Source organism: Streptomyces sp. NBC_01294, from assembly GCF_035917235.1.
GTDB lineage: Bacteria > Actinomycetota > Actinomycetes > Streptomycetales > Streptomycetaceae > Streptomyces > Streptomyces caledonius.
The window spans coordinates 4,956,931-4,969,642 of record NZ_CP108423.1 but is presented as its reverse complement, the minus strand read 5'-3'; the positions used below and the strand labels follow the sequence as shown (position 1 = coordinate 4,969,642).

The window sequence follows — 12,712 nt, the reverse complement described above, 5'->3', positions numbered from 1 at the left end:
GGGGCAGGGGGCGGAGCCCCGATCCTTCAGCCCCGCCAATCCAGCCCCGCCGGCGTTTGAGGCGCGGGGCAAGGGGCGGAGCCCCGATCCTTCAGCCCCGCCAATCCAGCCCCGCCGGCGTTTGAGGCGCGGGGCAAGGGGCGGAGCCCCGATCCTTCAGCCCCGCCAATCCAGCCCCGCCGGCGTTTGAGGCGCGGGGGCCCGGGGGCAGCGCCCCCGCAACGGCGCCGCACCCCACCCGCCACGCACGCACCACGCACGGCACGCACAAAAACACGGCCGGGGCCGGACACCACCCACGGTGTCCGGCCCCGGCCGACAGCAAACGCCCAGCCCCAGCGGGGCTACTTCTTACGGCGACGCCCGCCGGCAGCCTTCTGCGCCTTGCGCCGCTCGGCCCGCGTCATCCCGTCCCCCTCGCCGGAGGCGACATCGCTCTCGAAGTCGCCCTCGACCACGCCGCCCTCCCCGTCGACCGTAGGAGCCGAGAAGTGCAGCCGGTCCGGACGCTGCGGAGCGTCCAGCCCCTTCGCCCGGATCTCCGGCCGCGCACCCGCGCCCGCCGCGGCCGGCGCCTTCGTCAGGGACGGCGCCGCATCCTGCACCAGAACCTCCTCGACCTGCTGCTCGACCTGGACCTCCAGGTTGAACAGGTAGCCGACGGACTCCTCCTTGATGCCGTCCTGCATGGCGTTGAACATGTCGAAGCCCTCGCGCTGGTACTCGACCAGCGGGTCCTTCTGGGCCATCGCCCGCAGGCCGATGCCCTCCTGCAGGTAGTCCATCTCGTACAGGTGCTCGCGCCACTTGCGGTCGAGCACCGACAGGACCACGCGCCGCTCCAGCTCACGCATGATCTCGGAGCCGAGCGTCTTCTCACGCGTCTCGTACTGCTCGTGGATGTCGTCCTTGACGGACTCCGCGATGAACTCGGCGGTGATGCCCGCACGGTCACCCGCGGCCTCTTCGAGCTCCTCGATGGTGACCTTCACCGGGTAGAGCTGCCGGAAGGCGTTCCACAGCCGCTCCAGGTCCCACTCCTCGGCGAAGCCCTCGACCGTCTCGGCCGCGATGTACGCGTCGATCGTGTCGTCCATCATGAAGCGGACCTGCTCCTGGAGGTCCTCGCCCTCCAGGACGCGGCGGCGCTCGCCGTAGATGACCTCGCGCTGGCTGTTGAGGACCTCGTCGTACTTCAGGACGTTCTTGCGCGTCTCGAAGTTCTGGGTCTCGACCTGCGACTGGGCGGACGCGATCGCGCGCGTCACCATCTTGTTCTCGATCGGCACGTCGTCGGGGACGTTGGCCATCGCCATGACGCGCTCGACCATCTGCGCCTTGAACAGGCGCATCAGGTCGTCGCCCAGCGACAGGTAGAAGCGGGACTCGCCCGGGTCGCCCTGTCGGCCGGAGCGGCCGCGCAGCTGGTTGTCGATACGCCGCGACTCGTGGCGCTCGGTGCCCAGCACGTACAGCCCGCCGAGGTCCTTGACCTCCTCGAACTCCGTCTTCACCGCGGCCTCGGCCCGGGTGAGCGCCGCGGGGAGGGCGTGCGCCCACTCCTCGATGTGCTCCTCCGGGTCCAGGCCCTGCTGGCGCAGCTCGGCCTCGGCGAGGTCGTCCGGGTTGCCGCCGAGCTTGATGTCGGTACCGCGGCCGGCCATGTTCGTGGCGACGGTGACCGCGCCGCGGCGGCCGGCCTGGGCGACGATCGTCGCCTCACGGTCGTGCTGCTTGGCGTTGAGCACCTCGTGCGGGATGCCGCGCTTGGAGAGCTGCTGGGAGAGGTACTCGGACTTCTCGACCGACGTCGTACCGACGAGGATCGGCTGGCCCTTCTCGTGCTTCTCCGCGATGTCGTCGACGACGGCGGCGAACTTCGCGACCTCGGTCCGGTAGATCAGGTCCGGCTGGTCCTTGCGGACCATGTCGCGGTTGGTCGGGATCGGGACGACGCCGAGCTTGTAGATCTGGTGGAACTCGGCGGCCTCGGTCATGGCCGTACCGGTCATGCCCGACAGCTTCGAGTAGAGGCGGAAGAAGTTCTGCAGGGTGATCGTGGCGAGGGTCTGGTTCTCGTCCTTGATGTCCACCCCTTCCTTCGCCTCGATCGCCTGGTGCATGCCCTCGTTGTAGCGGCGGCCGGCGAGGATACGGCCGGTGTGCTCGTCGACGATCATGACTTCGCCGTCGATGACGACGTAGTCCTTGTCGGCCTTGAAGAGCTCCTTGGCCTTGATCGCGTTGTTGAGGTAACCGACGAGCGGGGTGTTCACCGACTCGTAGAGGTTTTCGATGCCGAGCCAGTCCTCGACCTTGGCGACACCGGTCTCGTGGATGGCGACGGTGCGCTTCTTCTCGTCGACCTCGTAGTCGCCGGTCTCCTCGATGCCCTTCAGCGGCTGGCCGGCCTCGCCCTTGGTCAGGCGGGTCACCAGCTTCGCGAAGTCGCCGTACCACTTCGTGGCCTGATCGGCGGGGCCGGAGATGATCAGCGGGGTACGGGCCTCGTCGACCAGGATCGAGTCGACCTCGTCGACCACGGCGAAGTTGTGGCCGCGCTGGACGAGCTCGTCCTGCGACCAGGCCATGTTGTCGCGCAGGTAGTCGAAGCCGAACTCGTTGTTCGTGCCGTAGGTGATGTCGCAGCTGTACTGCTCGCGGCGCTGCGCCGGCGACATGTTCGCGAGGATGCAGCCGACCTCCAGGCCGAGGAACTTGTGCACCCGGCCCATCAGCTCGGAGTCGCGCTCGGCGAGGTAGTCGTTCACCGTGATCAGGTGGACGCCCTTGCCGGACAGCGCGTTCAGGTACGCGGGCAGGGTGCCGACGAGGGTCTTGCCCTCACCGGTCTTCATCTCGGCGACGTAGCCGAGGTGCAGCGCCGCGCCGCCCATGATCTGGACGTCGTAGTGACGCTGGCCGAGGACGCGCTTGGCGGCCTCGCGCGTGGTCGCGAAGGCCTCGGGCAGCAGGTCGTCCAGGCTCTCGCCGTCCTGGAAACGCTGCTTGTACTCGTCCGTGAGCGCCCGCAACTCGGCGTCGGAGAGGTTGACGAAGTCCTCTTCGATGGAGTTGACCTGGTCCGCGATGCGGTGCAGTTTGCGCAGGATCTTGCCTTCGCCTGCACGCATGAGCTTGTTGAAGACGGACACCGAGGTTTGTCTCCTTGCCGGTCGGGCCTGGGCACTGTACGTACACGGGCACGGCAGGTGGGCCCCACCGCAACGGCCATCGTAAGCGAGGACGTGGCCACGTCGGGAGGTCCGCCGTTCCCGTGAGGGCACGGGTGCCCGGATTGAGAACGTACGGGGGCCGCCGAAGGTGCCGCACCGCCCGGGGGGATTCCCGAAAAGTGTTCGCCCCGGACACCGCGACGGCAGCAGAATCCGTTCATGGAGCCCACCACACTGACCACAGAGCGCCTCGTGCTGAGACCGTTCGCCCCCTCCGACGAGGACGAGGTGTACGCCGCCGCCCAGGACCCGGAGATCCAGCGGTGGACCGAGGTCCCCTCCCCCTACGAGCGCGCGCACGCGCACAGCTGGGTGAACGAGATCGTGCCGGCCGGCTGGCGCGAGGACACCGCGTACAGCTTCGTGATCCGGCTCGGGGCCGAGGGTCCGCTGGTGGCGGCCCTGGGCGTGCACCCGCGCGGCGAGGCCGTCTTCGAGATCGGCTACTGGACGGCGAAGGAGCACCGGGGCCGCGGCTACATGACCGAGGCCGTCGGCGCCGCCGCCCGCTGGGCGTTCACCGAGCTCGGCGCCGGACGCGTGGAGTGGCGGGCCGACGTGGCCAACGGGCCCTCCCGGGCCGTCGCGGAGAAGGCCGGCTTCCGGATCGAGGGAATCCTGCGCGCCGGGATCACCCACCGCGGCACCCTGCGCGACTGCCGGGTCGGCTCCCTGCTCGCCTCCGACCTCGGCCTGCCCTCGCGACTGCCGTACCTGCCCGCTGTCAGTGGCGCGTCCTAAGCTCCGCACCATGACGATGCTCTCGCTGTCCGCCGACGAGGCCCGCCGGATCGCCCTGCGCGCGCAGGGCTTCCTCGGGGCCCCCGACCGACGCGGCGGGGTCCGCGGGGTCCTGCGCCACCTGGGCGCCGTGCAGCTGGACACCATCTCGGTGCTGGCCCGCTCGCACGAGCTGATCCCGTACGCGCGCCTCGGCGCGGTCGGCCGGGACACCGTGGAGCAGGCCTACTGGACCGAGCGGCACGCCTTCGAGTACTGGTCGCACGCGGCCTGCATCCTCCCCATCGAGGAATGGCCGCATTTCGCCTTCCGCCGCCGGGCCAACCGGGCGCGCAGCCACCGCTGGCACGTCCTGCGGGACAAGGAGCTCTCGACGCGGGCGGTCCTGGACCGGCTGAAGTCCGACGGCCCGCTGACCGCCACCGAACTGGGCGGCGCCAAGAACGGCGGCGAGTGGTTCGAGTGGTCCGAGACCAAGATCGCGGTGGAGTGGCTCCTCGACACCGGCGAGGTGGTCTGCAGCGAGCGCCGCGGCTGGAAGCGGGTCTACGACCTCCCCGAGCGGGCCGTGCCCGACGCGCTGCTCCACGACGACCTGGACGACCGCGAGTGCGTGCGCCGCCTGGTCGCCCTGGCCGGCCGGTCCCTGGGAGTCGGCACCCGCGCCGACATCGCGGACTACCACCGCCTCAAGGGGGAGCAGTTCGACGCGGTGGTCGCGGATTCCGGGCTGGTCCCGGTCGAGGTGGAGGGCTGGTCCAAGCCCGCCTGGGCGGACCCGTCGGCGCTCGCGACGGACCCCCGGGGCCGCCACCGCACGACGCTGCTCTCCCCGTTCGACTCCCTGGTCTGGGACCGCCCCCGCACGGAGCGGATCTTCGGCTTCACGCACCGCCTGGAGGCGTACGTCCCCAAGCCGAAGCGGATACACGGGTACTTCGCGATGCCGCTGCTGGCGGGCGGCCGGCTCCAGGGCCGCGTCGACCCGGCCCGCGAGGGCCGCACGCTGGTCGCCCGGCAGCTCTCCCTGGCCTCCCCGAAGGCCGCCGGCCCGATGGCGCAGGCCCTGCGGGAGGCGGCGGAGTGGGTCGGCTGCGAGGACGTACGGATCGAGCGCGCGAGTTCGCCCGCGGAGGCGGCGGCCGTCGCGGCGGAACTGGCCGCCCTCTAGCGGCCGGCCGGCTAGCGGATTTCGAGGATCTTCTCGCGCATCGCGTAGACCACGGCCTCCATCCTGGAGTGCAGCTGCAGCTTCTCCAGGATGTTGCGCACGTGGTTCTTCACGGTGTTCTCGGAGATGAACAACTCCTTGGCGATGTCGCGGTTGTTCATGCCGGTGGCCACCAGTTTCAGGACCTCCAGCTCCCGGTCCGTCAGCCGGGGCGCCGGCACCAGCCTCCGCTCGTCGGTGCGCTGGATCATCGACTTGAACTCGGTGAGGAGCTTCGACGCCATCGACGGGCTGATCTGCGACTGGCCGTCCGCCACCGCCCGGATCGCCGTGGCCACCTCGTCCGTCGAGATCTCCTTCAGGAGGTACCCGGTCGCGCCCGCCTTGATCGCGTCGTAGAGGTCGGCCTCCTCGTCGCTGATCGTCAGCATGATGATCTTCGCGGAGGGGGCCACCTCCTTGATCGAGGTGCACGCCTCGATCCCGCCGCGCCGCGGCATCCGCACGTCCATCAGCACGATGTCGGGCAGCAGGTCGGCGGCCTTGTCCACCGCCTCCGCGCCGTCCCCGGCCTCGCCGACGACCTGGATGTCCTCCTCCTGCGCGAGGACGATCTCCAGTCCCCGCCGGAACAGTGCGTGGTCGTCGACCACGAGCACCCGGATGGGTTCCCCGGCCGGTTCCCCCGCCGAAGTCCCCGCGGGATCGGCCGACGGGTCCGCCCCGCGGCAGCCTGCGCCGTCTTCCCCGCGCACCGGCCCGAAGCTGTCCGCCATCGTTCCTCCCCCTGCATGTGCTGAGCTGCTGGGCCAACCGGACCCCCACAGGAGCCGGTTGACTGCCCGCCATGATTCCATGCCCGCGCCACGGCGCGGGGGAATGCCGGTGACCCTCCTGGCGGATACGCGTCATGCAGGTGCCCCCGCGGAGGCGCCGGAGCGGCCCCGCGAGGGCAACGAAGAGTGTGCTCAGCCGCCGAGCGCGCCGCCGGCGCCGCCTCGCGGCTCCTCCGAGCTGGAGGCACCGTCGGGGTTCACGTGGATGACGCCGTAGTCGTATGCGTGACGCCGGTAGACAACGCTGGGCAATTTCGTCTCGGAATCGACGAAAAGATAGAAGTCGTGGCCGACCAGTTCCATCTCGTACAGGGCCTGGTCGAGCGACATGGGTGCGGCCGAGTGGGTCTTCTCGCGGACGATGAGCGGGCCTTCGCCCTGCACTTCGAGGGATCCGATCCGGGTGATCGGGACCCCGCCCGTCTTCTCCTCGGTGACCGGCTGGCCGCTGCCGTTCAGCGACGCGATGCCCGGCACGACGTCGGCGACCTCGGCCGCCGAGATCCGGCCCGCGCCCCTGCGGGTGTAGCGCTTGTCGTGCTGCTTGCGCAGCCGGGCCTCCAGCTTGTCCTGAGCCAGGTCCAGTGCCGCGTACGGGTCGGCGGCTGCTGCCTCGGCACGGATGACGGGGCCCCGTGAATGCAGGGTGATCTCCACGCGGTCGGAACGGTCGGCCTGGCGCGGGTTGTGCTCCTTGGACACCTCGACGTCCAAGCTGATCACCTTGGCGTCGAGCTTCTTGATCCGCTCCGGATTCAGCTTCTCGGCCACGTGCTTGCGGAACCGCTCGGGCACCTCGGTCTTGCGGCCCTTGACGACGATGTCCACGCAGAACTCCGTTCCCGGATGGCTCCGCCCGACGGGGCGAAGCGTCTCCCTTTCGCACCAGACTCCGGTGAAGGCCGGAGCCTCGGACTTGGCGACTTCACCTCCTCCTCCCCCATCGGCAAGATCTAAACCCCACCGACTTCGGAGTCGAGAGACAGCCTCCTGAGTTCCTTACAACCGAACATATCCCTCTATGACGGTTGTCGGCACCCGCTACCGGAATGTACTTCCAGTCACTTGGCTGTTCCCTCGCACTACCTGCAACGATGGGCCTTCCCCGCCAGTTCCAAATCTATTCACAAGATTTTTGTTCTGTGGGAGTTGTGAGCACTTGCGCTCCCGAAGGAACCGGCCCGAAGGAGTCCGCCGGCGCGGCCACCACCGCGGCCCTCAGCACGTCCCCCGCGCCGCCGGCCAGGCCCGCGGCGCGCACCGCCCGGGCCGCCTCCGCCAGCGTCGCCCCCGTGGTGATCAGGTCGTCCACCAGCACGAGCCGGGCCCCGGCCGTCAGCCGCGCCCCGTCCCGGCACACCGCCAGCGCCCCCGCGAGGTTCTCCCGGCGCTGCCGGGCACCCAGCCCCGCCTGGTCCGCCACCGCCCGCCGCAGCCGCAGTACGGGGGCCACGCGCGCGGGAACACCGGCCCACCGCAGCCGCCCCGCGGCGGCCCGCGCGATCCTGCGCGCCGGATCGTGCCCGCGCGCCCGGACCTGCCGTCGCGCCGAGGGGACCGGCACCAGCACCACGTCCCGCGCCCCCGGACTTCCCGCACCCCCCGTGCTGCCCGTCGCCCCCGGCGCGTACGCCCCGTGCGCCACGACGGCCGCCGCCAGGGCGGCGCCGAGCACACCGGCCAGCGGCAGCGCCCCGCGCTCCTTGTGGGCCAGCAGGAGGCTCCGTACGGCCCCCTCGTAGACAGCGGCGGCCTGGACCACCGGCAGCCCCTCGGGCCGCGGAGACGGGCGCACGGGCCCCGCCCCGGCCCCGCTCAGCGCGCCCCCGCAGTCGGCGCACACCAGCATGCGGACCGCCCCGCAGCCGGCGCAGTCGACCGGCAGGACGAGCCCGGCCAGCTCCTGCCACCACCCGCGCACGACTCCACACTGACGGGCCCGACCGGAGCCCGCCACCCCTGTGGACGACGCGCCCGGCGGCAGGTCGGCCCGGGTACATCAGCGGCAGGTCAGCCCGGGTAGACCGGAGCCCGGCCGCCGGCCGCCACCGTCACCGTGCGCCACTGCGCCCCCGGCGGCAGCCACACGATCCCGTCATCGTCCGAGTACGCCACCACGGGCTTCGGCTTCGACTCGTCCTCCGTGGCCGCGACGGCGACCGCGGACAGCCCGGTCGCCCCGGGCAGGCTCGCCGCGACCATCGAGCCGTCGGCCAGCATGTAGCGGGCCTGCTGGACACCGCCGCTCTCCCGGCCCACCACGAGCAGCCGGCCGTGCGGCGCCCAGCTCATCGCCGTCACGTCCGCCATCTGCGGGGCGGCCGGGCGCAGCTCGCGCACCGACACCGCCGAGGAGTCGCCCTTGCCGTCGGGCCGTTCGATCCGCCCGGTGTACAGCTTCTTCAGGGCGCCCTCCTCCACGAGCAGCGCGATCCGCACCCCGTCGGAGGACACCTTCAGCGAGGCGATCCGCCTGCCGTCGAGCCCGGCCACCGGGACCTTCTCGGCGGTCCCGGCCCCTCCCGGCACCCGCCACAGCCCGAGGTGCTGCGGGTCGCGCTCCGCGACCCACAGGTCGCCCGACGCGTCCCAGCTGGGCGCGGTGAGCGTGACCGTCTTGCCGCCCCGGCCCGGCAGCATCGGCTGCGGCATGGGCCCGCCGCCGACCAGCGACACCACGTACAGTCCGTGCCCGTCGTCGGAGACCACGGCCGCGCGCCGCTCGTCGTACGACACCGCCGCCGAGTTGACCTTGAACCCGGGAGGGGTCGTCAGCGGCCCCGGCACCGTGTCGGGGCTGTTCTGCTCGTCCTCGCTGCCCGTGTCCAGCTTCATCCGGACCAGGCGCTTGTCGTTGTCGACGAAGTACTGGAACTCGGGGATCTTGGGCCGGCCCGCGATCGCGGCCGCGCTCACCTCGGTCACCGAGCACAGCGAGGTCGACGACTTGCCGTCGGAGCGCAGCACTTCGACCTGGTCGAGCCGGGAGCCCGTCAGGTCCTTGACCGTGTACAGGAGTTGGGTCGCCATCTTCTTGCACTGCGGCTGCGCGACGTTCTCGACCTTGTCGTTGAGCGGCACGCGCAGCGTGTTCTGGCCGTCGTACGAAAGGGACTTGGTGCCCTCGCGCAGTTCCGTCCCGGTGGGGAAGCTGGACTCCACGACGGGACCGAGCCACCTGGACGGCCCGGCGAGCAGCGACTGCACGGTCTGCGTGGTCGGGTCCATCCGCGAGTCGGGGTCGGTGCGCTGGCGCACGTAGACGGGGTCGGCGACGAGCGAGCCGCCCGCGAAGTAGTACTTGTTGACCGGCATGTAGATGCGCTGGAAGTCCGACTCGCTGAGCACGAGGCCGCTGGGCGGGGTCGAGATCCGCCACTGCTTGTCCTCGTCCTGGACGAGCTGGAGGAACTCCTCGTACTGCCCGTTGCCGGTCTCCGGCTGGTAGGCGCTGCGCTCGTCCACGGTCGCGAGCTTCTTGCCGGTCACCTTCCAGCGGGGCCCGTCGGGGTCCTTCTCGCCGCGGACCGAGACCCGGTTGAGGCCGGAGGAGAGCACGGTGACGGCCGAGCCCGGCCTCCACTCCTTCGCCGCGGTCTCGGTGAGGTACTTGCGGGCGGTCTCCAGCTGCGGGTCGTCGCTGGTCATCGCCTCCAGGAAGCCGTCGACGATGTCGGCCGCGCTGGCCTTGTCGGCGGGCGGTACACCGAACACCCGGACCTGGGAGTCGACGCCCTGCGACGCCTGCACCGGGCGGATCTCGCCGTGGTCGGGCATCGACGCGCAGCCGGCGAGCAGCAGCCCGGCCGCGCCGAGGGCGTACGCCCGTACGGTGCGCGACCGCCGGCCCCGTACCCGCGCACGCCCGGCGCGCGCGTCCTCGGGCTCAGCGTCCATCGGCTCGGTCCTCCTGTTGTGCCTGCTCGGCCTGTTGTGCCTGCTCGGCGGGTCGGGCCACGACACGGGCCCCGTTGCCCGGCAGGGCCGTCGGGTCGGCGGGCACCGGCAGCGCTCCGCCGACCGGCGACCGCGGCGGTATCGGCGACCGGTCACCGGCGTCCGCGGGCGGGTGGTCCGCGGCGGCCCGGCCCGCGGCCTCGGTGGCGGCCCTGGCCCGGTTGGCGCGGGAGTCCTCGGGTTCCAGCGGGATGGGCGAGCCCCGCAGCGGCTCGTCGGCCGTGCGCGGCAGGGTCAGGCGGAACTGCGAGCCGCCGCCCGGCTCGCCCCAGGCCTGCAGCCAGCCTCCGTGCAGCCGGGCGTCCTCGACGGCGATGGACAGGCCGAGGCCGGTCCCGCCGGTCGTGCGCGCCCGCGCGGGGTCGGCCCGCCAGAAGCGGTTGAAGACGCGGGTGGCCTCGCCGGGCTTGAGCCCGACGCCGTAGTCCCGTACGGCGACGGCGACGGCGCCGCCCGCGGACGCCAGCCGGACCACCACGTCGCGGCCCTCGCCGTGCTCCACGGCGTTGACGACCAGATTGCGCAGCACCCGCTCCACGCGCCGGGCGTCCGCCTCGGCGATGACCGGCTGGGTGTCCCCGAGGACCCGGATGCGGGTGCCCTTGTGCTCGGCGAGCGGCTCGGCCGCGTCGATGACGCGGCGCACGACGTCCCGCAGGTCGATCGGCTCGGCCTCCAGGGCGGCCGCGCCCGCGTCGAACCGGCTGATCTCCAGCAGGTCGGCGAGGAGCGACTCGAAGCGGTCGAGCTGCCCGGCGAGCAGCTCGGCGGAGCGCGCGGTGATCGGGTCGAAGTCGACCCGGGCGTCGTGGATGACGTCGGCCGCCATCCGTACCGTCGTCAGCGGGGTGCGCAGCTCGTGCGAGACGTCCGAGACGAAACGGCGCTGCATCCGGGACAGCTCCTCCAGCTGCTGGATCTTGAGCTGGAGGTTCTGCGCCATCTTGTTGAAGGCCTCGCCGAGGCGCGCGATGTCGTCCTCGCCGGTGACCTTCATCCGCTCCTGGAGCCGGCCGGCCGAGAGCCGCTCGGCGATCCCGGCGGCCATCCGCACGGGGGTCACGACCTGGCGCACGACGAGCCAGGCGATGCCGCAGAGCAGGACGACGACGAACAGCCCGGCGGTCACGATGGTGACCTTGATCAGGTTGAGGGACTCCTCCTCCTGCGTGAGCGGGAAGAGGTAGTACAGGTCGTACGGGTCCCCGTTGATGTCCGAGAGCCGCTTGCCGATGACCAGCGCGGGCTCGGGCGCCTTCTTCCCGTCCCCGCTGGTGTACCGGATCTCGGAGAAGGTCTTGAAGGCGCCGGTGGCGTGGTTGACGGCCCGGCGCAGCGACAGCGGGACGCTCGCGGTCGGGTCCACGTTGCCGGAGGCGCGGGCGCCCTTGACGCCCTGGGCGCCGGGCAGCGGCTGCTCACCGGTGCCCGCACCGAGCACGACGACCTCGAAGGCGGTCTGGCCGCCACTGGCCAACTGCTTGACCAGCGAGTTCATCCACGTACTTGCGTCCCGGCCGACCTTGTTGTCGATGGCGTCGGGCCCGTCCACGGTGGCGGGGGCGTTGGCCTTCTCCTGTGCGACCGCGAACCCTCCCGCGGCCTGGCTCTGCGCGGCCTCCTCCTTGGCTTCGAGGAGGCCCCTGCTGACCTGGGCGATGACGACGAAGCCCAGCGCGAGGACCACGGCGAGCGAGATCAGCAGAGTGGCGGCGACGACCCGGAGCTGGATGTTGCGGCGCCACAGCCGGACAGCCGGAAGCAGCGGCCGGCGTACGAGGCGTACGCACAGCCGCAGCACGGAGCTGCCCGGCGCTCCCTCACGGAGCAGCCGGCCGGCGCGCAGGTTCCCCCAGCGGGAACCGCGCCGGTCCCCGCCGGACGTGCCGGACTGCACCTCAGCTGGGTCCGGCCTTGTAGCCGACACCGCGCACCGTCACGACGATCTCGGGGCGCTCCGGGTCCTTCTCGACCTTGGAGCGCAGGCGCTGCACATGCACGTTGACCAGACGGGTGTCCGCCGCGTGCCGGTAGCCCCAGACCTGCTCCAGCAGCACCTCACGGGTGAACACCTGCCAGGGCTTGCGCGCGAGGGCGACCAGCAGGTCGAACTCGAGCGGGGTCAGGGCGATGGAGGCACCGTCCCGCTTGACCGAGTGCCCGGCCACGTCGATGACCAGGTCACCGATGGCCAGCTGCTCGGGCGCGGGCTCCTCCGAGCGGCGCAGGCGGGCCCGGATACGGGCCACCAGCTCCTTCGGCTTGAACGGCTTGACGATGTAGTCGTCGGCCCCGGACTCCAGGCCCACAACCACGTCCACCGTGTCGCTCTTGGCGGTGAGCATGACGATCGGCACGCCGGACTCGGCACGAATCAGCCTGCAGACCTCTATGCCGTCCCTTCCGGGCAGCATGAGGTCGAGCAGCACCAGGTCCGGCTTCGCCTCCCGGAAGGCAGCAAGTGCCTTGTCACCGTCTGCTACGAACGACGGCTCAAAACCTTCTCCACGCAGCACAATGCCGAGCATCTCGGCCAGCGCGGTGTCGTCGTCGACGACAAGGACGCGTCCCTTCATGGTTGACATCATCCCATTAGCTAATCGTTACCCGGCGGTGAGCTGTCCCACAGCCAAAAGGGCTGGAAATCGCCCCTCGGACCTGCGTGGAGATCAGCTCGACCAGTCTGCCCGGGATCCGGGCGACAATTGAAGGTACGGGCTGGCGGAGATCCGGGGGGACGCCTGATCCGTTCGAGGCCCCTACGTGGCACG

General features: G+C 71.3%; 9 protein-coding genes. 2 read left to right on the top strand and 7 right to left on the bottom strand.

All coding sequences use genetic code 11. The features are described 5' to 3' along the window. Positions 1 to 344: 344 nt before the first annotated feature. Entirely contained in the window at positions 345 to 3,155 is a 2,811-nt protein-coding gene (gene secA / locus OG534_RS22495) for a preprotein translocase subunit SecA (RefSeq protein WP_326590174.1), read from the bottom strand. A 240-nt stretch (positions 3,156 to 3,395) separates the two neighbouring features. Between secA and OG534_RS22490 the strand changes: the two genes are divergently transcribed. Together OG534_RS22490 and OG534_RS22485 are read left to right on the top strand one after the other, a co-directional pair. Next, entirely contained in the window at positions 3,396 to 3,977 is a 582-nt protein-coding gene (locus OG534_RS22490; protein ID WP_326590171.1) for a GNAT family N-acetyltransferase, read from the top strand. Between the two features lie 16 nt (positions 3,978 to 3,993). Then, positions 3,994 to 5,148 (top strand): winged helix-turn-helix domain-containing protein, encoded by a 1,155-nt coding sequence (locus OG534_RS22485; RefSeq protein ID WP_326593762.1) that lies wholly within the window; start codon positions 3,994 to 3,996, stop codon positions 5,146 to 5,148. A gap of 11 nt (positions 5,149 to 5,159) precedes the next feature. Here OG534_RS22485 and OG534_RS22480 read toward each other — a convergent pair whose 3' ends face one another. The 6 genes from OG534_RS22480 to mtrA all read right to left on the bottom strand — a co-directional run bounded on the left by OG534_RS22480 (position 5,160) and on the right by mtrA (position 12,529). Further along, complete coding sequence (locus OG534_RS22480) at positions 5,160 to 5,924, bottom strand: response regulator transcription factor (RefSeq protein ID WP_326590170.1); 765 nt, start codon at positions 5,922 to 5,924, stop codon at positions 5,160 to 5,162. Positions 5,925 to 6,116: 192 nt separating this feature from the next. Beyond that, on the bottom strand, positions 6,117 to 6,812 hold the full coding sequence (hpf, locus tag OG534_RS22475; protein ID WP_326590169.1) for a ribosome hibernation-promoting factor, HPF/YfiA family: 696 nt from the start codon (positions 6,810 to 6,812) through the stop codon (positions 6,117 to 6,119). Positions 6,813 to 7,104: 292 nt separating this feature from the next. Beyond that, entirely contained in the window at positions 7,105 to 7,905 is an 801-nt protein-coding gene (locus OG534_RS22470; protein ID WP_326590168.1) for a ComF family protein, read from the bottom strand. 89 nt (positions 7,906 to 7,994) lie between these two features. Further along, positions 7,995 to 9,881: an LpqB family beta-propeller domain-containing protein gene (locus OG534_RS22465; protein ID WP_326590166.1), complete on the bottom strand. Its 1,887-nt coding sequence runs from the start codon at positions 9,879 to 9,881 to the stop codon at positions 7,995 to 7,997. Beyond that, positions 9,871 to 11,838, bottom strand: a complete 1,968-nt coding sequence (gene mtrB / locus OG534_RS22460; protein WP_326590165.1) for an MtrAB system histidine kinase MtrB — start codon at positions 11,836 to 11,838, stop codon at positions 9,871 to 9,873. The genes OG534_RS22465 and mtrB overlap by 11 nt, the downstream gene beginning before the upstream one ends. Before the next feature lies 1 nt (position 11,839). Next, on the bottom strand, positions 11,840 to 12,529 hold the full coding sequence (gene mtrA / locus OG534_RS22455) for a two-component system response regulator MtrA (RefSeq protein WP_189747360.1): 690 nt from the start codon (positions 12,527 to 12,529) through the stop codon (positions 11,840 to 11,842). Between the last annotated feature and the right edge of the window lie 183 nt (positions 12,530 to 12,712).